Annotated in this window: 18 protein-coding genes; 8 read left to right on the forward strand and 10 right to left on the reverse strand. The window is 50.4% G+C overall.

The genetic code is table 11. The features are described from left to right. The 4 genes from Pan161_RS00005 (at position 1) to Pan161_RS00020 (ending at position 5,653) form a co-directional block, all read left to right on the forward strand. The gene (locus Pan161_RS00005) at positions 1-1,029 is read left to right on the forward strand and encodes a helix-turn-helix domain-containing protein (protein ID WP_145232451.1); all 1,029 of its coding nucleotides are present in this window, start codon (positions 1-3) and stop codon (positions 1,027-1,029) included. Positions 1,030-1,564: 535 nt separating this feature from the next. Continuing rightward, positions 1,565-2,695 carry a DNA polymerase III subunit beta gene (dnaN, locus tag Pan161_RS00010; RefSeq protein ID WP_145223568.1) on the forward strand — a complete coding sequence of 377 codons (1,131 nt, stop codon included), beginning with the start codon at positions 1,565-1,567 and terminating at the stop codon, positions 2,693-2,695. Between the two features lie 3 nt (positions 2,696-2,698). Further along, positions 2,699-3,043, forward strand: a complete 345-nt coding sequence (locus tag Pan161_RS00015) for a DUF721 domain-containing protein (protein ID WP_145223569.1) — start codon at positions 2,699-2,701, stop codon at positions 3,041-3,043. A 111-nt stretch (positions 3,044-3,154) separates the two neighbouring features. Continuing rightward, positions 3,155-5,653 carry a DNA gyrase subunit B gene (locus tag Pan161_RS00020; protein WP_145223570.1) on the forward strand — a complete coding sequence of 833 codons (2,499 nt, stop codon included), beginning with the start codon at positions 3,155-3,157 and terminating at the stop codon, positions 5,651-5,653. Between the two features lie 55 nt (positions 5,654-5,708). On the opposite strand, the gene hpt is transcribed toward Pan161_RS00020, so the two are convergent. The 9 genes from hpt to Pan161_RS00065 form a co-directional block, all read right to left on the reverse strand. Next, positions 5,709-6,230: a hypoxanthine phosphoribosyltransferase gene (gene hpt / locus Pan161_RS00025; protein WP_145223571.1), complete on the reverse strand. Its 522-nt coding sequence runs from the start codon at positions 6,228-6,230 to the stop codon at positions 5,709-5,711. A 15-nt stretch (positions 6,231-6,245) separates the two neighbouring features. Next, positions 6,246-7,316 carry a tRNA pseudouridine(13) synthase TruD gene (gene truD, locus Pan161_RS00030; protein ID WP_145223572.1) on the reverse strand — a complete coding sequence of 357 codons (1,071 nt, stop codon included), beginning with the start codon at positions 7,314-7,316 and terminating at the stop codon, positions 6,246-6,248. Positions 7,317-7,397: 81 nt separating this feature from the next. After that, complete coding sequence (locus Pan161_RS00035; protein WP_145223573.1) at positions 7,398-9,074, reverse strand: hypothetical protein; 1,677 nt, start codon at positions 9,072-9,074, stop codon at positions 7,398-7,400. 142 nt (positions 9,075-9,216) lie between these two features. Continuing rightward, on the reverse strand, positions 9,217-9,834 hold the full coding sequence (locus Pan161_RS00040; RefSeq protein ID WP_145223574.1) for a LutC/YkgG family protein: 618 nt from the start codon (positions 9,832-9,834) through the stop codon (positions 9,217-9,219). Beyond that, a complete protein-coding gene (locus tag Pan161_RS00045) occupies positions 9,821-11,191 on the reverse strand; it encodes a lactate utilization protein B (protein WP_145223575.1) in 1,371 nt (456 codons plus the stop codon). Before Pan161_RS00045 ends, Pan161_RS00040 begins: the two co-directional genes overlap by 14 nt. 1 nt (position 11,192) lies before the next feature. After that, positions 11,193-11,939 (reverse strand): (Fe-S)-binding protein, encoded by a 747-nt coding sequence (locus Pan161_RS00050; RefSeq protein WP_145223576.1) that lies wholly within the window; start codon positions 11,937-11,939, stop codon positions 11,193-11,195. 221 nt (positions 11,940-12,160) lie between these two features. Continuing rightward, positions 12,161-12,937, reverse strand: coding sequence for an aldo/keto reductase (locus tag Pan161_RS00055; protein ID WP_145223577.1), 777 nt, complete (start codon positions 12,935-12,937; stop codon positions 12,161-12,163). Positions 12,938-12,961: 24 nt separating this feature from the next. After that, on the reverse strand, positions 12,962-14,209 hold the full coding sequence (locus Pan161_RS00060; RefSeq protein ID WP_232103569.1) for an FAD-dependent oxidoreductase: 1,248 nt from the start codon (positions 14,207-14,209) through the stop codon (positions 12,962-12,964). Between the two features lie 188 nt (positions 14,210-14,397). Further along, positions 14,398-14,877, reverse strand: coding sequence for a RidA family protein (locus tag Pan161_RS00065; RefSeq protein ID WP_145223578.1), 480 nt, complete (start codon positions 14,875-14,877; stop codon positions 14,398-14,400). A 298-nt stretch (positions 14,878-15,175) separates the two neighbouring features. On the opposite strand from Pan161_RS00065, the gene floA reads away from it, so the two are divergent. The 4 genes from floA (at position 15,176) to Pan161_RS00085 (ending at position 19,807) form a co-directional block, all read left to right on the forward strand. Beyond that, positions 15,176-16,120: a flotillin-like protein FloA gene (gene floA / locus Pan161_RS00070; RefSeq protein ID WP_145223579.1), complete on the forward strand. Its 945-nt coding sequence runs from the start codon at positions 15,176-15,178 to the stop codon at positions 16,118-16,120. 262 nt (positions 16,121-16,382) lie between these two features. Then, a complete protein-coding gene (locus Pan161_RS00075; protein ID WP_145223580.1) occupies positions 16,383-16,592 on the forward strand; it encodes a hypothetical protein in 210 nt (69 codons plus the stop codon). A gap of 141 nt (positions 16,593-16,733) precedes the next feature. Beyond that, positions 16,734-17,780 (forward strand): 3-oxoacyl-ACP synthase III, encoded by a 1,047-nt coding sequence (locus Pan161_RS00080; RefSeq protein WP_145223581.1) that lies wholly within the window; start codon positions 16,734-16,736, stop codon positions 17,778-17,780. A gap of 392 nt (positions 17,781-18,172) precedes the next feature. Then, complete coding sequence (locus tag Pan161_RS00085) at positions 18,173-19,807, forward strand: alginate export family protein (protein ID WP_197995612.1); 1,635 nt, start codon at positions 18,173-18,175, stop codon at positions 19,805-19,807. An 806-nt stretch (positions 19,808-20,613) separates the two neighbouring features. On the opposite strand, the gene Pan161_RS00090 is transcribed toward Pan161_RS00085, so the two are convergent. Beyond that, entirely contained in the window at positions 20,614-21,039 is a 426-nt protein-coding gene (locus Pan161_RS00090) for a hypothetical protein (RefSeq protein WP_145223583.1), read from the reverse strand. Positions 21,040-22,247: the final 1,208 nt, after the last annotated feature.

Raw genomic sequence — 22,247 nt, forward strand, 5'->3', positions numbered from 1 at the left:
ATGATGTCAAAATCTCAACAAACTGCGACCGTACGTCCCTTCAAGATATTCACCGAATATCAGTATGCGTTTACGGCTGTCTCGCGTTTGATGCAGACAACAGACGTGCCAGATCCCCAGCTGGTCTACATTTACGGGCCTTCGGGTTGTGGAAAATCAGCCCTGATTAACTCGTTGATCCCGGACTATGTTGATCTCCATCCCGACACTGAGTGGAATAGCATGACAGCCAGCGAATTTGCTGCGAAATACGCCGTCGCTTCGAAAAACAAGCGCATTGCCACGTTTCAGGACCAACTTCGCGATCTGAAACTGCTGATTCTGGAAGATGTTCATAGCCTGGAAAACCGGCCGCATACACAGGGAGAATTACTCTCGACGCTGGACGCGATTCTTAAACAGGGTGGCGCCGCCATTATCACTTCGATCAAGCCCCCAGGCGAACTGATGCAGTTTCAGAAGAAGCTGATCAACCGATTTCATGGCGGCGTCTGCGTGGGAATTTCTCCCTTAAAATACCAGAGCAGACTGGAACTGTTAAAATTCTGGGCAGATTTCGAACAGATTCCCGTCAAAGAAAAAGAACTTTCACTGATTGCACGTCAGAAAGAGTGTTCGCCACGAGAGCTGTCTGCGATCTTGAATCAGTTACATACTGTCAGTCGAATTCAGCAGAACCGAATCGACGGCCACTTTGTAAAGGACTTTTTAGCTGGGAATCTGGATCCACCGCGAACCAGTACGGCCAAAATTACCAGAGTCGTCTGCCGGGAGTTTAAAACCAGCCTGGCTCAAATCCGTTCTGCCAACCGGTCTCAGCAGATTGTTCTGCCTCGACAATGTGCCATGTTCCTCTCCCGCGAGTTGACCGCTGAATCTTTAGCAAATATCGCAAATTATTTTAATCGCAAGAACCACAGCACGGTTATTCATGCCTGTCGTCAAATTCAGAACGATCTCGAAAAATCACCCGGATTACGCCAGCAGCTTTCTCGCATCAAGCAACAACTTGGGGTATATCCTTTATAGCGGACAGGAAGTTCAGCCAGAGAAATTGGATCAGAGAACTTTTAACAGTCTCGATCACACGGTTTCTGATGCTCTGTTTTGTCGACAATCTGTTCAAACTCTGTTGCCGAAAGTCGACTTCTTTTTCGTTTCTGAACAACGCTGATCGCGACTTTTCAAAGTCCTCTTCTTTCTGATCAGTCAGTCTGCATCCCACCAAGATCCCACCAACATGTTCTCGACAGAATTCCCAGCTGACCCCCTGTTCTTAAACCTATATTTTACAGGGTCTTACGTCTTCTATTTAGTCGTGATCCACATTTTTCATCTGCCTCTGATACTACTACTGCTAAATAAATATCTTTTAGATTAAAACTCCCTTGGAAATCAATGTCGTTGTGTAGATTCGGGACCTCTGAATGATTGTGAAAGTCATCGAAATCACATAAAATATCAGCAGCATTTAAGATTAGATTTCAGGCAGCCAGAAAGAGTTCCCATCAGTGTCCGCGGCTGCCGTTATATTCCACGCATTTTTACAAAAGTTGATTCAAACATGAAGCTCAGTTGTTCTCGATCTACCCTGTTATCCGGCTTTCAGATCATTGGAAGCGTTATCAGTTCCCGCACACCCAAAGAAGTTCTGAAGTGTGCCAAACTGGAAGCAGCAGACGGTAAAGCAACACTGAGTGGGACTGACCTGGAAGTCAGTATCCGCTTTGATTTCGAAGAAGTCGAAGTCATGGTGCCCGGGCAGATTCTGCTCTCCGTCCATGAGCTGGTATCCATCCTGCGGGAAGCCCATACCGATTCCGTGGAAATTGAACTCAAGAAAGACGAAGAATCCGACCAGGACTTCATCCTGATTCAGGCCGGGAAAAGTGAATTCCGCCTGTCAGTGCATGATCCCTCAGAGTTTCCCGCCGTGGAAACCTTCAATGAATCCAACTACTTCGAAATCCCGATGCAGTCATTTCGGGAAATGATTCGCCGCACCGTGTTTGCCACCGATCCGGAAAGCACGCGTTATGCACTCGGGGGAGTTCTATTTGATGTGGAAGGCGATAAATTAACCCTGGCAGCCACCGATGGCCGCCGACTCGCAATGGTCGAATCAGCGTGCAGTTACCAGGGTTCCGAAGCGTATGAAAATAATCGTCCCGTGATTCCCGCGAAAGCGATGTCACTAATCGAAAAGAGTCTGACAGGCGATGAAGGAAACATCCAGATCGCAATTCGGGCTAATGATGTGATTGTGAAAAGTGGTCGTTCCACCATTTTCGGCAGGCTTGTTGAAGGCCGATTCCCGAAATACCGTGATGTGATTCCTCCCGAACCGACTCACAATATCGATCTGGAAGTTGGCACCTTCTTCGGAGCAGTCCGCCAGGCACAGATTGTGACCGACGTGGAAACACGAGGAGTGGATTTCATCTTCTCCAGTGGACTGTTGACTTTGAAAAGTGTGGCGGCTTCCGTGGGGGAATCCAAAGTGGAAATCCCCATTCCCTTCGAAGGGGATGATATTGTGATCACGTTTGACGTGCGTTACCTGGCCGACTTTCTGAAGACACTCGACTCAGCTGCTCATATCAGACTGCAGTTGATCGATTCAGACAGCGCTGCGGTTCTGAAAACAGACGATGGCTACACGTACGTCATCATGCCTCTCTCGCAAGCACGGTAATACATGTCTCAAAAGTACGAATTCAAAAAGAGTCGTGCCGTGCCTTCTCCAGTACCTGTCTCCCAGGTACTTTCTGAGTTGATTGCATTAAAGGGGCTGTCCCGCGTGCAGGGAGACCAACGGCTGACAAATGCCTGGAAACAGGCTGCCGGCGAAAAAATCGCAGGTCAAACGACGCTGATGGGTATCAAAAACAGAATCGTGCAGGTTGGGGTCGAAAACTCTGCTCTGCTGAACGAGTTGAATTCGTTTCATAAGAAATCATTACTGACGAAATTACAGCAGGAGTACGGAAAACAGGATGTCCGCGATATTCGATTTCGCTTGAAATCCAAGGCAAACAAGTAGCTCAAACAGCTTAAAAAATGGAATGTGAAATTACTGTTTGAGACTGGTCTAAGATCAGACAACGTTTCGCGACAGCGAAACAGAAAAACAAATTCACGGGAGTGATAAAGCGTGAGTGATCAAGAAGAGAGTCAGTCGTCAGATTTAAAAAAAACGGGATACGATGAATCCAATATTCGTGCCCTGGAAGGCGTCGAAGGGATTCGAACCCGTCCTGCCATGTATATCGGGGATACAACGCACCGGGGGCTCCACCATCTGGTCTATGAAGTCGTTGATAACTCGATCGATGAATGTGTGAATAATTACGCTTCGATCATCAACGTCAAAATCAACGCGGATGGCAGTGTGACCTGTAGCGATGACGGACGTGGAATTCCGGTAGGTGTCATGCCGGACATGAATAACCGACCGGCTCTGGAAGTCGTTTTGACGGAAATCCATGCGGGTGGAAAGTTCGACCGGGAAGGGGGCTACAAAACCGGAACCGGGGGACTGCACGGCGTCGGGATTACCGCGGTGAACGCTCTCAGTGAATGGCTGGAAGCCGAAGTCCGGCGTGAAGGACATGTCTGGACGATGGATTTCCACCAGGGAATGTTGAAGACTCCGCTGAAGAAACTCGGCAAGACCGACAAAAGTGGAACCAAAATCACCTTCAAGCCTGATGGTACGATCTTCCCGGATATCAAATTTGTCTACGACACTCTGACCAAGCGACTCCAGGAACTCGCTTTCCTGAATGCCGGCGTGCGGATTCGCATTACTGATGAGCGTACCGGCCAGACGGATGAGTTTCACTATGAAGAAGGACTCGTGGAGTTTGTACGCCATTTGAACCGTACAGAGAATGTGCTCTATGAAGAAATCATTCACATCCAGGGGGAACTCGAAGGGGTGCAGGTCGATATTTCGGTGCAGCACAACGATGGTTCCACCGAAAATGTACGCTGTTTTGCCAATAATATTTTTAACATCGAAGGCGGAACCCACTTCTCCGGTTTCCGTGGTGCTTTAACCCGCTCGATCAACGCGTACGGTAAAAAAGCCAATCTCTTCAAAGACTTCACACCCAGCGGCGACGATTTCCGTGAAGGCCTGACGGCCGTGATTACCGTACGCGTTCCCGATCCTCAGTTTGAAGGTCAAACCAAGACGAAGCTCGGAAACAGTGAAGTCGAAGGCATTGTTCAGACGGTCGTGAATGAAAAGCTGACCAAGTTTTTCGAAGAGAACCCAGGCGTCGCGAAGAAGATCTCGCTGAAAGGTCTGTTGGCGGCTGAAGCCCGCGAAGCAGCCAAAAAAGCCCGCGAAATGGTCCGCCGCAAAGGGGCACTCACCACAGGTGGCTTGCCTGAAAAACTGCGTGATTGCCGCAGCCGCGAACTCGATATTACCGAACTCTACCTGGTCGAAGGTGATTCGGCCGGCGGTTCTGCAGACACCGGACGCGACTCCAACATCCAGGCGATTCTGCCACTGCGTGGTAAGATCCTGAATGTCGAAAAAGCACAACTGGTTAAAGTTCTGGATAACGCGGAAATCGCCAACATCTTCAAAGCAGTCGGCGTTCCTCCGGGAGCCGCCTTTGATGACGTTACGAAACGTCGCTATGGCAAGATTATCCTGATGACCGATGCCGACGTTGACGGTAGCCACATTCGTACGCTGCTGCTGACCTTCTTCTTCCGTCACATGCGGGAACTGGTCAACAATGGTTGCGTCTATGTCGCACAGCCACCTTTGTATAAAGTGACTCAAGGAAAAAAAATCCGCTATGTGCAGACGCAGGATGAAATGATGACCCAACTGATAGATCTGGCACTTTCGGGTTCCAATCTACAGCATGAAGACGGGACGATCTTTGAAGGAGAGATGCTGGAAAAACTGGTCAAACTGGTTTCTGATCTGGAAGAACCGTTGGGAACACTGGATCGTCGCGGCATTGATTTGAAGTTCCTCGCATCAAATTTTGCGACAGAAGCAGGCTTACTGCCGCAATACCGCATCTTTCTGGACAAACACCAGTTCTGGTTTACGACACAGGAAGAGATGGAACAATTCCTGAAAGAAGAAGAAGCCAAACGCGGCGATGAACTGCAGATTGCCGATGACAATGGTGCAGCAGAAACAGCGGAAGGCAGCGAAGAAGAAGAGGATGAGTTCGCGAAAGCAGGAGCCCTGCAGGTGACCGATCTGCACGAAATTCGCACGATTAACGATCTGTTACAGAAGCTGAAAGGCTACGGGATTCACCTGAAAGATTTCTACTCACCCGGAAACCGCAATGGCGAGCCCATCTATCCGTTTTGCATCAACAGTGGCAGCAATGCTTCCAAGCTGAGTAACCTCAGACAACTCCTGCCTTCGCTACGAGACATCGGTGAAAAAGGTCTCAAGCTGACTCGCTTCAAAGGGTTGGGCGAAATGAACTCAGAAGAACTCTGGGATACCAGCATGGATCCTGAAAAACGTGTGCTCCTGCAGGTAGGTATGCAGGACGCTGCTGCTGCTGACGAAATTTTCCGCGTCCTGATGGGCGATGTCGTGGAACCCCGCCGCGAGTTCATCGAGAAACATGCACTCGATGTGAAGAATCTGGATGTGTAATCTATCATGAATTCTGTAGAACGCACTCGAATCATGTGCGTTCTACAGATTCGATTTACGCGAGATCCGAGCCTTCCAGGGATGCGATGAAAGGCAGATGACGGTATTCGTTGTTGAAGTCCAGCCCATAACCGACGACAAAATGTTCGGGAATTTTAAAGCAATGATAGTCGGGTTCCAGTTCGACCTGTGATGCTTCTTCTTTCCAGAGCAGGACGGCTGATTTCAGTGACCGCGGATTCTGGTCCTGAATTTGAGCCAGCACGGTCTGCATGGTTTTGCCGGTATCGAAAATATCATCCACCAGCAGAACATCACGGTCTGTTAAATCGGGCAGGTAATCCAAATTCACTTGTAGTTCTCCCGGCGTGGTTGATTTGCCGCGATAACTGGAAGCCTGTAACACACCTACCTGGTGGGGCACATCAATCGCCCGGATCAGATCGGCCAGCAGGACCAGGCTGCCTGCCAGGATCCCGATAATGGTTAAGGGCCGATTCTGATATTCCTGGGCAAGTTCCCGTCCCAATTCAATCACGCGCGAGTTGATCTGTTCCTCATCAATCAGAACTTTCACAGTGTCTTCCTTTCCTTACGAGTCGCCTGGTGACATGACAGCCGTCTCGTTTTTCATAAATTCCCTGAGTAGCATGGTCGCATACACGCCGGAAGGCAGCGTAAAATCGAACTGGATGCCGTCCGCCGTCTGATTGATTTTAAGATCTTCAGGCCAGATCAGGAATGGTCGGCGGGCACCTGGAGTCAGTTTTTTGAAACGCGAAAAATAAGCCGGCTCCAAAGAAAAATCCTGCAGGATCGCGGTTTCTGCTTCCAGAACCTGATCGGTAGGCTGTTTCATTTTCGGCCCGAAAATTGGACCGGTGATCACGGTTTCCCGCTGATCAAACCGCTGTTGCTCTGCAGCGACCTCCTCGACGACAAACAGACCCCCCGATTCACAAACCTGCATGATATCGCCCCGCTGAACCGTATGCAGGTTTTGCGCAGAGACCCGTTGAGACAAAGCCCGATTAAACAGGCTGGATTGCGCCGCTGACAACGCCAGCCGCTTCATGGACTTGTTCCGAAAATACTTGGCGGAAACCTTTTCATTTTTTAAGAGCTTCATGCCCATTCGCTGTGTTTCATTATCCCGGCCCATTCTCTGTGAACCATAATAGTTGGGAAAGCCGGTCGCTTTGATTTTCTCCAGGATGGCATTCGCGTTGGCGAACGCATTCTCAGTGGTCGTTTTCAATAAAAGTGTAAAGCGATTGCCTTTGAGATGACCTGTTTTCAGTTTACGTTCGTGGCGAGTTGCCTGCAGAATGCGAATTCCTGCAAAGGCAAACCCTTCCAGCAGGGGCTCACATTCCGCGGGAACAGAAACCATCTGCCGCGTGATTGCACAGCGGTCTTTCAGGCCGGCCACTCCAATTTCCCGCGAGTCGACTCTCAATTTTTCTGACAGAACCTTCACCAGAAACTGCGCCGAGACATCCCGTTTTTCTACCCACAGAAACAGGTGATCGCCTTCGCCGGAAGGAGAGTAAACCGGAATCTCTTCCACGAGAAAGTCTTCGGGAGTCTGCTTTAATTCACCGCCGGTTCCCGGTAAGCCTTCCGTCAGATAGGGGAGTACTTCAGTTTCTGGTTCAGGCATGGCAGGAATAGTATTCTAGTGCCTGTTCCAGGAAAAAAGGCGTCGGTAATCGGAAGACGCGACAGTCAATCTGAAGACAGGTTACTTTCGATTGGCAATGGCTAAGGAAATCAGCCTGATGAATCCTTCACCGAATTCCAGATTCAGGCTGGCTTGATCGGCTGTGATTTTAGGATAAATGGTCATCAGGTCGCCACCGGAAGCGAAGGCGACTTTTGCAGATTCAACAAATTTGGGGTCTTTTGCATTCTCCCCAATCATGGCGATAAGAGGATTAAACTTAATCGATACCAGAAAAAGATTACCAGGTTTTCTCTGATCGGACCGAGTCTTGTTAAGCGAAATTGCCTTTTTTAATTGCTCTAAAGACTCATTTTCTCCTATGACCAGCCATAATTCTTCTGAATTCGATCCAATAAAAATCACGGGGTTCTCGCCAAACAGGTCTTTCGCTTGTTGTCCAGGATCAGGAGGTGTGACACTGTGTATTGTTACCCCATCGATCTCAGCGACATTTGACTCAAATTTAGGAGTTGGTTCATTAGGCCCTAATAAGTCAAACAATTCCTGTTGCCCTGCTTTATATGTTTCTCCTTCTGATATTTTCATTGAAGCGATGAGTGCAGTCTTGCCTTTAGAGGTTTGCACCATCTGAATTTGAGCATCAAGCCTCCCTGCCTCGATGGTTGCTTTCGCAGATTTGAGCATTTTTGCTACGGGGCCCGGATTCTCATCATCACCTAGCAGGACGGGAGGTACATCAGATGTCGATTTTTCCAGTAATTCAATCAGTGCTTTTTGTTCAATCTCTTTTCGCAATGGGAGGATCGCATAGCCGAGATAGTCCGACGAGTTTTCATCGAGATAAGAATATTGACTGGAAGTTTTTGACAGCTGCTGAAATTCTTTTCCCAGCGGAGTATCAGGTCGCGCTTTGACACCCAGATGCAGCTGAATATTCTTGTTCTGTCTGGAAAGGGTATAGCCGACGGTCAGTTGCTCGCCATCTTGCGCAACACGTTCAAACTGTTTCAATGCGAGCAAGGATGTCTCTTTACGAGTCTGAAACTTCAGATCCTCTTCACCTGGTTTTTGTTGAAGTTTTTCATCCATACTTGCACTGGCCAGATCGACGGCCATCATCCGCATCGGCTGGGGGACATTACTCAGAAACAGTGCCCCGGCAATGTCATACTCTTTGGCAAGTGCGCTGGTGAACTCAACCGGGTTGTAAAAATCTCTGTCCAGCGCTTCACTTTTGATCTGCAGAAAAGCGTAACCATGGGCCATCTTGATATGCAAAGAGAAAGTGGGTAACGCCAGCGTGTAGCGGTTTTCCTGACCTTCTACGGGGTTGATCAGGAAACCGACTTCTCCCAGGGTCTGCGTCAATTCATCCAGACTTTTGACGGGGATGAATCCCACGACAACCGGTTGAGGCGAGATGCCTTTGTCCAGAAACACGAATGCACCCAGCGGCTTCGTTTTATCCAGGCCTTCCAGATTGCGATACTGAGCCAGAAAACCTTTGATCATCGCGGGATATTCTGGTTTGTTCACGGTGGCAAAGATGTAATCGATGTCATCCAGAACGCGTTCAATACTGGCGATGGTGGCCACGGCAATCGGTTTATTCCAGTCCGTTTTGTCTTTACGCGATTCGGTATCAGATTGAGCCGATGCCAGAGAACCAAACGAGAGAAAACAGACAGTCAGCGTAAATTGTTTCAGGAAAGATTTTGAAATCGCGGTCGACACGGAGAACCTCCGATGAGAAAAAACGGATCTAAGAACAGAATCAGACTGATCATACACAATCTGGAGACAGCTTAGTGTACCTGTTTGAACCCGGGAAAGTTACAAAAAAATGGACAAATTCCTGATCAGCGGCTCAGTGAATTCAAAATGATTCTTCGACCAGAAACACAATCAGGGATCGGGCTCCATGCGCGCCGATCACCAGCGACTGTTCAATATCAGCCGTTTTGGAAGGTCCCGACATAAAGGTCCCAAACCCGTTTTCAGCAAATTCCAGTTTCTGATACGCCTGATGCATGTTGTTTACAATCTCGCTGGCGGGAACCAGCAGTGCGACATGCTGTGACAGAAAGTAAAGGGTCCTCGCCGGGCCGCCAGCATTGGAGATCCAGACGGCACCATTTTCCGCCACCCCGAACTTACCCGGTAAAATGGCAAAATCGATATTCTCAAAATCATGTGGGTCGGTGATTTCGGGAATGCTCACATTAGGTTGCCCACAACCGGCAATCTGAGAACAGACATTTTTTGCTTCCTGGTACGCGGGCAATTCCGACAGCCTCTGATTGACATCGTCGACATTTTTGACGGGAATACACTGTCCGCCTACCGAAGCCAGTATTTCTGCGAACTGTTCAGTCGGATTCTCATACCGGACCCACTGTGAAGAGAGCTCAATCGACTGCAGGTCGGGCAATTCGGTTTTGGGGACCGACTGACTGCGCAGCTTGCTCAGGATTTCATTTTTACTTGTCGTCATGATTCTGCTTCATCCACTCCCGGAAACTCTGTTTGGGTATGATGGGAAGTTCTCGCTGTTTTCCCCAATCGTTCAGGCGATTGTAGAGCATGAATCGAGGCAGATAAGGCACAATCGAACGCGCCATTTTTCCCACGAAACGATACATGCCTGGTGCCTGCATCATCCACGACATCATTTTCATGGAGAGCCGTTTTGAAAACGGTAATAATCCCTTGACGCGCAGTTCTTTTCGCCAGGTCAGCAGTTGATGATGCAGATCGATTTTCACCGGACAGACATCGGTGCACGAACCACACAGACTGCAGGCAAAGGGCAGGGTGGAATTCGCCTTCGGATCTTTGGCCGGGCCCAGAATCGACCCGATGGGGCCGGGGACCGTGTTACTGTAGCTGTAACCTCCACTCCGTCGATATACGGGGCAGGTATTCATACAGGCGGCACAACGAATGCAGTTCAACGAGCGGCGAAATTCATCACTACCCGAAATTTCACTGCGTCCGTTATCCAGCAACACGATATGCATTTCTGCACCCGGTGCCGGACCATGAAAGTGAGAGGAATACGTGGTGATCGGCTGACCTGTCGCAGATCGGGCCAGCAATCGCAGAAACACACTCAAGTCGCCCGCGCGGGGAATCAACTTCTCAATCCCCATACAGGCGATATGCAGTTTGTTTAACGACGTTCCCAGGTCAGCGTTGCCTTCATTCGTGCAGACTACAAAACCACCCGTTTCCGCGATTGCAAAATTGACCCCCGTGATCCCGGCTTCCGCTTCAATAAACTTCTGTCGTAAGTGCTGACGGGCTGCTTCGGTCAGATACTGGGGATCCGTGGCCCCTTTTTCTGTTCCCAGTTGCTCGTGGAACAGTTCGCCAATCTCTTCCTTCTTCATGTGAATGGCAGGCATCACGATGTGGCTGGGGGGCATATGCTGCATCTGCACAATCCGCTCTCCCAGATCGGTGTCAATAATTTCAATCCCATGTCGCTCCAGGTAGGGATTGAGATGACACTCTTCCGTGAGCATGGATTTGCTTTTCACCACGCGTGTCACATTATGCTTTTTTAAAAGTCCATGCACGATCTCGTTATGTTCGGTCGCATTGCGGGCCCAGTGAACCTGTACGCCTCGCGCCGTCGCATTCCGCTCGAATTCTTCCAGCAGATCGGGCAGATGAGAAACCGTGTACGATTTGATTTTTGAAGCCTGTTCACGGAGCAGCTCCCATTCCGGAATCTGCTGCGCCGCCTTGTCACGTTTGGAACGGACAAACCACAGCGCCTGATCGTGCCAGTGCGCACGTTCTTTATTCTTTACGAATTCTGCAGCTAATTTTGGATGTGAAGGCATCTTACAAACACTCGACTAAAATTTCAGAGATATGCATCACTCGAATCGGTTTCTTCTGGCGGCGGATAATACCATCCAGGTGCATCAGACAGGACATATCCAAAGCTGTCAATACTTCCGTCCCCGCCTGTTCGTGGTCGTGCACGCGATCTTCTCCCATCATGCAGGAGACCGCTTCTTCAGCGACCGCAAAGGTACCACCAAAGCCACAACATTCATCGGGCCTTTGCAGTTGAGAGAGTTCCACCCCCTCAATGCTTTCCAGCAGCACGCGCACATTACCGAAAGGGGGGCCCATGACTTCGCTGGAACTGGCCAGTCTTAATTCGCGCAGTCCATGACAACTCTGATGCAGGCCAACTTTGTGAGGGAACCGCCCCGACAGGGTTTTGATTTCCAGGACGTTGGTCAGGTAATCGCAGAACTCGTAGGTTTTCGCTTTGAGTGCATCAAACTCGGCGTTGCCTGAAAAATATTCATCATAATGATGTTTGACCATCGAGACGCAACTGCCTGACGGACAGACAACCGCATCATAGCCTTTGAAAATTTCCAGAAACCGTTTTGCCAGAGGCTCAACTTCATTTGTACAGCCGGTATTTGCCATGGGCTGGCCGCAGCAGGTCTGGGTTTCGGGATATTCTACATCCACCCCGAAATGTTCTAATACTTTCAGGGTCGCGATGCCCACCTGCGGGTACAGTTGATCAATATAACAGGGGATAAACAAGCCGACTTTGGGCGCCATAGTGCGGGACTCAAAAGAGGTTCAGAAAAGACCGTGGTAAACTTTGATGATGCTTTACTCCTTTATAGTCCGAACCACCACGAATGCCAAGCCGACAGACGCGGTAGAAAAAGGGATGTACACGGTATAAACATGCTTTTCACCCCGGAGAGTCCGCGCTGGAAATACTTATGTTTCTTACAATAAACGCCGCTGGTGAAAGAATTCGCAGACAGCGGGAATTACGCGGCTGGCGCAATCGATGTAGCGCCGGCGGTCTGCCAGTTGGTCTGAATATGCTTGAGATTCAAACCACCCACCACCAGATTACTGACACCCGGGTTGCGGAGCACGAACGGAATCGCAGCGGTGGGTGACAGCAGTCCCGAAGCAAGCCCTTTCTTCACGAAGACTCCCACCCCCTGTTGTGCGGCTTGAACCAGGAGTGCTTCATGACTGCGGTCCTGCAGATGATATTCGACCATCAACACATCCGCCCAGTCGAGTGCCGACTTCGCACCGGAGAGCGTTTTGGCAGACAGGCCGATCCAGCGAATCTGTCCCGCCTGTTTTGCTGCCTGCAGTGTTTCGATCGCATCACTGTGATTTAAGATCTCTGCTTCAAAATGGTTCGAATGAATCAGCACCACGTCCAGTACATCGGTTTTCAATCGATCCAGACTGCGTTCCAGGCTCGACTTCAGACTCACGCGCGAGAAGTCATAGGTGGAAGCACCGTTTTCAAAGGTCTCACCAATTTTAGTCGACAGCAGAAATTCATTACGTCGATGTGACAGGAACTGGCCGATGCGTTCTTCGCTGATGCCATAAGCGGGCGCGGTATCAATATGGTTGATCCCCAGATCCAGCACGGAATTCAACAGACGATCTGTGGTAGAATCATCCGGAAGATCGTACGACTGACTGTATTTGATCTGCTCGTTGCGACCAATTTTGAAGGCACCAAATCCCAGCGCGCTGACGGAGAAGCCGGTATTTCCTAAGGGACGATATTGCATATTCGAATTTCGACCTGACAGAAATCAGGCAGCCTCTCGTTGACTAAACGGTTCATCAAGTCTCACCCAGTCCACGGCGGTTTCCCAGGGAGGCAAAGCTATCTGCGGCCGAGGCAATCGCGTCAGTTCTGACTTCCAGGAATCGTCCAGCGCGGTCGGGGACATAGGAATGTCAGACAGCCGCTCACAAATTTCTTCCGCCAGTTGAGGTGCCAGTGCCAGCTTGGTAGGCCACGCTGTCAACAGATTCCCTGCCTGCAGGATCTGAGGTGTTTCCGGTCGTTGCCCTGATTTGGTCGAACCTTCAGCTCGATCCACCGTGTAGGAATTCCACTCCAGTCCATTCAAGTCTATTCCCGGTACCGAAGCCGCCAGCTCCCGGGCAGCATGCTCAATCAACTCACGTCGATTCATGCTCACACCGGTCTCTGCCACCTGACCACCAATCTGCCAGACCGTGCGCCCCTGGCAATCGATGTCTGACGTGATCGTGACTCTGGTTTTCGCGCCATCCACACAATGTCCATTAAAGGGAGGCAATGTCCCTCTGACCAGAGCCATATGCAGCGGCCGTTTCTGCATCAGGCTGCTTTTCTGAACGGCAGAGTCCGGGTTTGCCTGCTTTAATAATGTTTCGTTTCCGCTTCCCGCAGTCAATAAGACCGCCGCAGTCTGAATAGAAATGGGTGTTCCTTCCCGATCCTGAATCTGAACAGCAGTCAGATTCCCACTCTGGTCGTGGATGAACTTCAGGTTTTCTGGCTCGTACTGGAAAATCTGATCCGGAAACGCATTCGCCATATTTCGAATCAGGCTGTAAGGAGAAATCACCTGTTCGTCCATCCGACCAATCGATCCCGGGCAACCAGAGAGGATGTCAGGTACTTCTTCGGGCGCGAGATTTTCAGGGACCACCTGCAGCCCCATTTTGGCACCGAACATCCCCAGCCGGGAAGACAGTGATTCTGTTCGCCACAGATAGCAGTTGTTCGAGCGGATTTCAGTCTGGGATAAATCGGGCAGCTGTTCGCCGGCCAGCGACTTTCGCCAGATTGATGGCATTTCACGGATGCGACGGGCGGAACCGGTCATCATGCCCTGCAGGGTATATTTTAAACCGCCGTGAATGATTCCTTGTGAAGCAACGGTCTGGCCGCTGCCTAAGGCGAATGCTTCCAGCAGCAGGCACCTGTATCCCCGTCGACTGGCTTCGTGCATCGTCCACAGGCCGGCAATCCCTCCTCCGAAAATAATCAAATCAACGTTTGGCACACCGAGAATCCTTTCTCAATACAGCAGGCACCATTTCCCTGGTCACATAGCGCAAAACCATGGCTATAACGGTTTTTACTATGAATGCCCTGATCCGAAAAGATGAATCAGCCCGATTGAACTGTTCACATTATCAGTTTTCGGGAAAAAGCACCTGCCTGCTGCTGATTTAATTTAGTCAGCAGATCTTACAGGACCGACTGTTCCTGTTTCTTAAGCATGACAATCGCTTCGACTTCGACGGTGATATTTCCCGGCAGAGATCCCATGCCGACGGCACTGCGGGCCGCGCGACCATTCTCGCCAAACACCTGCACGATCAGATCACTGAAACCGTTGATGACCTGGGGATGCCGTTTGAAGTCGGGAGCCGCATTCACCATACCCAGAACTTTGACGAATCGATCAATCCGATTTAAATCGCCCAGGTACTGTTTCAGAGTCGCCAGCATGGTCAAAGCCACAGCACGCGCTGCTTCGACGCCCTGTTCTTCAGTCAAATCGTCACCCACTCGTCCAGTATGCATACTGCCATCCAGTTTGATGGGCCCATGTCCGGAGACATACAGCATATCATCGACCTGCACGACGGGGTTATAAATGCCGCCCGGCTTGGGTGCTGTGGGAAGTTCCAGGTTCAGTTCTTCGATCTTGGCTTCGATACTCATGAGTTTTCCTGCTTTGCTGAAGTCGGTTCTATTCACTCATCCGCTGTCCCGGTAACAACGGAATTTGAAAACATGGTTTATTTAAACCAGAATAAAGATCGGAAAACCGATTTCCAATCGACCGAACCAGACTGTTTTGAAAAACAGAATGATCCAATTCAAGCCCATTTTCGTTTTCTGGTGTGAACTAATGCGAAAAATGCAAAAAGCTGCTGAAAATTACTTTTTGTTTTGACCCTGGGGCAGTTATGATATTTGAGAGGCAGCTGTCTCAGAAATAATTACTTACAAGGGAGTTATGCAGACTATGGAAGATCTCTGGCCAGTTGTAGCATTTGCCATTGGTGGAATCGGAATTTTACTGGGCATCGTCTTCGTGGCGTTGTTCGCCCGTTATTTTAAATTGTGGATTCAGGCCTTCAGCTCGCGCGCCAAAATTGGTCCGCTCGCTCTGGTCTTCATGTCACTTCGAAAAGTAAAGCCTTCGGTCATCGTCGATACCAAAATTATGGCTGTCCAGGCCGGGTTAACAGATATTCCCACCCAGGCGTTTGAAGCTCATTATCTGGCCGGCGGGAATGTACACCGCGTCGTCCATGCTTTGATTGTCGCTCACCGGGCTCGTATCGATCTGGACTGGGATACCGCGTCCGCCATCGATCTGGCGGGACGAAATATCATCTCCGCCGTCGAAACCAGCGTGGACCCCAAAGTCATCGATTGCCCCGATCCCAAGAAAAGTGGTCGGCCCACACTGGACGGCGTTGCGAAGGATGGGATACAACTCAAGGCCCGTGCCCGGGTCACCGTGCGAACCAATTTAAGTCAGTTGGTCGGGGGAGCCACCGAAGAGACGATTATTGCCCGTGTCGGGGAAGGAATTGTCTCTGCCATCGGTTCCTGTGAAAGCCATAAGGAAGTTCTGGCGAATCCGTCTGTCATTGCCCGTAATGTGCTGGACCGCGGCCTGGATTCGCAAACTTCATTTTCCATTGTCTCCATCGATATCGCTGATATTGATGTCGGCGAGAACATCGGGGCACGTCTCCGCGTCGATCAGGCCGAGGCGGACATGCGTATCGCCCAGGCTCTGGCAGAAGAAAGACGGGCCGAAGCGGTTGCCTCCGAACAGGAAATGATCGCGACGACTCAGGAAAATCAGGCCAAAGTCGTTCTCGCCGAAGCCGAAATTCCGCTGGCGATGGCAGAGTCCTTCGAAGAAGGTAACTTAAGAGCCGTCTGACAATGTTTTTATGTATAGTTTAAATCAAGCGTATCGATCGATTCAATCAGGCCGGCTGTAAGGGATTCAACAGCACCGGAAAAGCTTTCAAAGCAAACTTCTTTGATATGTCGATGATAAGAAAAAACCAGACAGGATGTATTTTTGTAAAAACTGGTTGAAATTTGGGTTGGTGATTGACTAATATTATGTCAGTAACAGCAGCAGGAGGTTGTTGTGGACTGAATTCTCCGGATCACCTCGAGAGAGTTTTCGTTTACCTATGACTGATATCGCAACAATAAATATTACCGAAAAACAACTGGACCTCCTGTTGTCAGGCTTACGTTACGTACGCAGTGCGGAAAAATTGCGGGTCGAAGAACCGACTCCCGAGTATGTTCGGACTCGCACAGAGAAGCTGGATGAGATTTCGACCCTGGTTGATGCTCTGAATTCTTCTCCCCGCAGACAAAGTGCTGCTCAGGTCTGAAAATTTTCAGCGCTTAGGTTGAGTTTCGTTCCCAGATCCAATTCAATAGGACGTTCTTTCTGCGCGCAGAAGTTCTGACTTTTGTGCCCGGTCACGTCGTCTCTTTAATCAGCCTGTTGGAATGGGAATTTGTTACCGCTTATGCGTTATGAGCATGTTTGCGTCGAAGCTGTCTGCTGTACCCTGCCACCCCACATCGTCACTTCCGACGAAATCGAAGCACAGCTCGCACCCGTTTACGATCGGCTCGGTCTGCCCGCAGGCCGACTGGAACTGATGACCGGCATCCAGGAACGTCGCTTTTTCGATCCGGGCACGCTCCCCGGTATCATCAGCGCTCAGACTGTGAACAAGCTGCTCGATCAATGTCAGCTCGACCGCAAATTTATCGGGGCCCTGTTTCATGGCTCCGTCTGCCGCGATCAACTCGAACCGGCGACCGCCAGCGGCGTGCATCATGCTGCCCGTCTCCCTCCATCCGCACTCGTCCTTGATATCAGTAATGCCTGTCTTGGTCTGCTCAACGGGATGGTCTTCATCGCCAACATGATTGAAATGGGACAGATCCGCGCCGGAATCGTCGTCGGAACCGAAGTCGGTCGCGACCTCGTGGAAGGCACCATCCACGACCTGCTTCACGACGACACCTTAACCCGCAAATCCATTAAAAACGACTTCGCTTCCCTGACCATCGGCAGTGGCTCTGCAGCCATTCTTCTCTGCGACCGTAAACTCAGTCAGACCGGTCACCGTCTGCTGGGCGGCAACTTTCAAACCGACACCTCCAGTCACGAACTCTGCGCCGGCGGTGTCGAAGCACAAAAGCACGGCGATCACCGCCCTCGCATGCAGACCGATTCCGAATCCCTGCTCGTCGCCGGCGTCAATCTCGCGATCCCCACCTGGGAGCAGACTAAAACCACGCTCGGCTGGCAGAACTCCGACGTCGATCGTGTCTTCACCCACCAGGTCGGCAAAGCACACCGCAAACTACTGCTCGAAAAACTCGGTCTCGACCCCGGTCTCGACTACCCCACGGTCGAAACGCTGGGCAATACCGGTGCCGCCGCTCTCCCCATGGCCTGGGCCCTCGGCATCGAAAATCAGATCCTCCAGGAACAGGACCGCATCGCTCTACTCGGCATCGGCAGTGGCCTCAATTCACTTATGCTGGGTGTCCAGTGGTAGCCGTCGATGCGTCTCGCCCGCTTCAATGAGATTTCCTTAAGCCAGCCGCCCATCTTCAGCCAGCTTACCTGGGTGGCATAATCGCTCAAGCTTTCATTGCGCCAGTCGCTGACCTGGAAAGTTTTAACGATTACCTCATGTTTGTTGATTAGTCGGGTTCTGGCAAAATTAACTCCGAATCATTTCTAAGTCCTGTTTATTACTGGAAATCTGACTGAACGGAATAGTCCGATTACACCCGGCAAACCGATTCTAACCTGGGAGACCAATCCAACGCGATCGTCCAGGAACAGGATGCGACGCATAACAGTCAGGAATGATCCATTCATTTCGCGAACAAACGAATGAATCAGAATTTCTATCGCCAGATAGGTAACAGCAAGGAATGCCGCATGCGTCTTCGCGTGATTTTATCTTTAAGTGTGGTCGCTTCATCCGCCTGGACCGGAGCGCGTCTCAACGCAGAAACCGATTCGCCTGCCGTACCACCTGCACCAGCGGCCCAGGTTGAATACGATGGCGTTACACCAGAACTGACACCCGTTTCGACAGTCTTCCAGTCTGCAGAAGAACCTTCTACCGATTCGGTCATCCCGCCGAATACCGAAGAGTCCGAAGATGAAATCATTTTCGATGACCCATCGCCGATAAAACCTCCTGCTAATCCGTATAAACCACTGTTCTTTGATAACACCTTCGGCAGCTACCTCAGCAATCCCGATCATCCTTACCTGCTGGGGGAGCGCTTCAAGGAGATGCCGCTCGGCGACGATTGTTCGCCTTACACACTTTCCGTCGGCGGCGAACTGCGGCATCGCTGGATGCACGAGCAAAACCGACTGCGACCAAACGGACCCGCAAATACCGATTACAATCTCTGGCGCTGGCGTCAGTATTTCGATCTGCAGCTCGGCGATTACGCCCGCGTCTACTTCGAAGGCCTTGATGGCTCGATCTTCGATAACGATCTGCCCCCCACGCCCATCGATGTCAACCGCTGGAATGTGCAAAACGCATTCGTCGATGTCAAACTGCATGAATGGAATGATGCGCCCGGCTGGTTCCGTTACGGTCGACAGGAAATGCTGTATGGCTCTCAGCATCTGATCTCGCCACTCGACTGGTCGAACACCCGCCGCAACTTTGAAGGCTTCAAATATTTTCATCATACTGAAACCGTTCACATCGACGCCTTCATCACCAACCCCGTGAATGCAGCTGCCGGAAATCAACCTCTGACTCGATACGATAATGGCACCGACAAACCAGATACCTCGGTCACCTTCAGCGGGATCTACGCCACCATTCTCTCGGACGGCGGCCCCGAACTGCTCGACCTGTATTACCTCTGGCTCCGTGATGAAACCAACACACCCAACCGCCCCGATGGTTCCCGGCACACCACAGGTGGTCGCTTCAAAACCACCAGGGAAGTTCAGGACGACTGCTGCAAAGTCACCCGCATCTGGGACCTCGAAACCGAAGGAGCCTACCAGTTCGGAAACGATGACGGCAAACGCGTTTCCGCAGGTTTCTTCACCTCGGTCCTCGGTCACACCTGGACCACGGTTCCCTGGTCGCCACGGTTGAGCGGTTTGTTCTATTACGGTTCCGGTAACTCCGACCCGAATGGCAGTACCAACAATACCTTCAATACGCTCTACCCATTGGGACACGCCTACTGGGGGATCATCGACAACCTGTCCGGCCAGAACCTGTATGACTGGAGTCTGCAGTTGGACGCCAAGCCGGCCAAAAAAGTCAGCCTGGTCAGCGCCTTCCACTGGTTCGAAAAAGCCACGACGAACGACTATCTCTACAACGTCGCCGGTGCACCCACGGGAACACTGGGAGGCAGCCGCGACATCGGACAGGAACTCGACCTGATCGGCATCTACACCTTCAACCCCAACTTCAACATCCAGGCCGGTTACTCCTGGTTCTGGTACGGCGATTTTGTAGGCGACAACATTCCGCCCCGCAACACCGCCACCCAGTTCTACGTGCAGACCACACTCCGGTTCTAACTGTTGGAAGTAGAAAGAGTAGCTGTTATCCGAGCACTGCTCAATCGCCGTGTCTGCAAACATTGAACTTGACCGCGTCGCGCCAACGACGATAAGCGTAGGCCTGTGTCGCGCGCGTGCCCAGTTTACAGTGCACTGAAACACCGCGAACCACTTCCCGAGGTTCACGCGAAAACCGGACGTTTTTTCCAGTTCTGCACTGCCTGAAACAGCACCAGTTCGCAATGTATGCCTGCGGGTCGCCGCACTTCGCACAGCTTCATCCCGACACCGCCTCAGTACCGCCTCATATCGGACCCCTGTCAACAAGTATCGCCACCCCGTTTTCTGCTGACCCCTGTTGACACCGCCGTGCCATTCGCAAAGATCAGACGCACTGGAGATGCCAGACAACATCCCCACCATCAGCAACCAGAAGTCACAGAAAGCATTTTGAAATATCTGAAACATGACCGATTCTCCTCCCGAACCACGTGTCCGTACCACCCGCCCGCGCATGATCAGAGCACGCGCGCAGGCACACAGAGAATATTACGGAAAGACACCAGCACGCCCAGCTGAAAATCAGCGACCAGTGATCAACACGACGCAAGAGAGAAAAGGGTAAGCCCGGATGCACATCCGGTACGAGCACAGCAAGCAGGAGGTTGTCTGAGCAAGGTAGGTTTTCTTAATACGAATCAGAAAACGTCATCTGCTCACATACAGCAAACAAAATTAGCCGCACGGCGTTAGCCGCGGTTTATGCCAATTTATATTTCGACCACGAAAAACACGAAAGAAAAAAATTAGAGCACGGGAGAATGTTATGTTCCGTTTACAACCTGATTGAATTCAGCGCGATCCAGAGTATCAGCATACCATTTCGGTTCTATCTGCTGTACTGCATGCTCGAAGAGCAGACCGGTTGAATAAATCTGATGTATTGCCTGAACTTGCCAATATGAATGATCATGATTTCCTACTTCGCGATTGAATACAGCACGAGCGGTATCAAATAACATTTTACTCCAGAACTTTCGTTCATTTGTTTCCGGAAAATCTTCCTCAAGCTGAACTCCTCGACCAGGCCAAAACTCATTCTCATGCAGATAGGCCATACGAACAACATGATCTTTTTCGTCACTACTTGCCGCATTCTGAGCATATTCGAGCGTAAGGGCTAAAAGATTCGAAAACTGCCTGTTATTCATTTGGACAGAACGATCTTTGAAGGAAATCTTACACGCCATAATTATTATCCTGTCCAATAGTTATTTGCTGTATTATCGCAATTATACTTATAAGAGTGTGGATTATGCTCACCAGATAACGACTTCTGCCTCAGACTCTCTGGCAAGTATGACTGCATCTATGATGTTTTGTACGCGATAGGTAATAGACTCGGAATCTTGTGGATACCGATCGAGATGAGCGAGCAGAGTGTTACATTCCGTAAGGAGACAATCTAGATCCGTTGGGGAAGAACAGTATAAATCATGACGGTTTAGTTCTGGTAGCAGGCGAAGACCCAGCAATACAGATTGTGGAGAACCATATAATGTTTCCCTCCAATTTTCAAAACCTGCGAGTTCTTTATGCTGTTCCACTTTGATGAATAGCATCTCATCGTCCGGGCCTCGCTTGAAAACATTAACCAGAAGTGACATTATGAAACTCTAGAAATCGATCACATGTACCGTCTTTCAATATACCCGACAGTGAATAAAAAGCGATCCACTCCAGAGAAAAAGGGTGAGCCCGGATGCACATCCGGGCCGAGCACAGCGAGCAGGAGGTTGTCTGAGCAAGGTAGGTTTTCTTAATACGAATCAGAAAACGTCATCTGCTCACATACAGCAAACAAAATTAGCCGCACGGCGTTAGCCGCGGTTTATGCCAATTTATATTTCGACCACGAAAAACACGAAACCACACGAAAATAAAAAAGGGGTAAGCCCGAATAAAATTCGGGCCGAGCGCAGCGAGCAGGAGGTCGCAGCTCACTCATTCAAACCAGATTCTGATTCCTACCACGTAGAGATCAATTTACGAGTATCGATCAGAAACTCAAGTTTCTATCACAACCTCCTGTTGTCTGCGACAACCTCGGATTACATCCGAGGCCACCCGATTATAGTCGGGGTTCAAACATTTTGGTTTACTACCACGAAAAACACGAAAAAAGGATCATGGGTGGGCCCGAATAAAATTCGGGCCGAGCGCAGCGAGCAGGAGGTCGCAGCTCACGCAATCAAACCAGATTCGATTTCCTACCACGTAGAGGGACATTTTCGAGTATTAATCAGAAACTCAACTTCCACACAAACGCAGCAGGTCACACTCACAACCTCCTGTTGTCTGCGACAATCCCGAATTACATTCGGGACCACCCAGGTTCTGACCTCTCACCACCCAGGTTCTTTCGTGTTTTTCGTGGTAGAAAAAATCACGATCAGAC

The sequence above is a fragment of the Gimesia algae genome, from assembly GCF_007746795.1.
Lineage (GTDB): Bacteria > Planctomycetota > Planctomycetia > Planctomycetales > Planctomycetaceae > Gimesia > Gimesia algae.

Bases quoted from the DNA above. Each gene is read 5' to 3' on its own strand.
- Pan161_RS00005 (WP_145232451.1), top strand. From the start codon at position 1: ATGATGTCAAAATCTCAACAAACTGCGACCGTACGTCCCTTCAAGATA.
- dnaN (WP_145223568.1), top strand. From the start codon at position 1,565: ATGAAGCTCAGTTGTTCTCGATCTACCCTGTTATCCGGCTTTCAGATC.
- Pan161_RS00015 (WP_145223569.1), top strand. From the start codon at position 2,699: ATGTCTCAAAAGTACGAATTCAAAAAGAGTCGTGCCGTGCCTTCTCCA.
- truD (WP_145223572.1), bottom strand. From the start codon at position 7,316: ATGCCTGAACCAGAAACTGAAGTACTCCCCTATCTGACGGAAGGCTTA.
- Pan161_RS00040 (WP_145223574.1), bottom strand. From the start codon at position 9,834: ATGACGACAAGTAAAAATGAAATCCTGAGCAAGCTGCGCAGTCAGTCG.
- Pan161_RS00045 (WP_145223575.1), bottom strand. From the start codon at position 11,191: ATGCCTTCACATCCAAAATTAGCTGCAGAATTCGTAAAGAATAAAGAA.
- Pan161_RS00050 (WP_145223576.1), bottom strand. From the start codon at position 11,939: ATGGCGCCCAAAGTCGGCTTGTTTATCCCCTGTTATATTGATCAACTG.
- Pan161_RS00055 (WP_145223577.1), bottom strand. From the start codon at position 12,937: ATGCAATATCGTCCCTTAGGAAATACCGGCTTCTCCGTCAGCGCGCTG.
- Pan161_RS00065 (WP_145223578.1), bottom strand. From the start codon at position 14,877: ATGAGTATCGAAGCCAAGATCGAAGAACTGAACCTGGAACTTCCCACA.
- floA (WP_145223579.1), top strand. From the start codon at position 15,176: ATGCAGACTATGGAAGATCTCTGGCCAGTTGTAGCATTTGCCATTGGT.
- Pan161_RS00075 (WP_145223580.1), top strand. From the start codon at position 16,383: ATGACTGATATCGCAACAATAAATATTACCGAAAAACAACTGGACCTC.
- Pan161_RS00080 (WP_145223581.1), top strand. From the start codon at position 16,734: ATGCGTTATGAGCATGTTTGCGTCGAAGCTGTCTGCTGTACCCTGCCA.
- Pan161_RS00085 (WP_197995612.1), top strand. From the start codon at position 18,173: ATGCGTCTTCGCGTGATTTTATCTTTAAGTGTGGTCGCTTCATCCGCC.
- Pan161_RS00090 (WP_145223583.1), bottom strand. From the start codon at position 21,039: ATGGCGTGTAAGATTTCCTTCAAAGATCGTTCTGTCCAAATGAATAAC.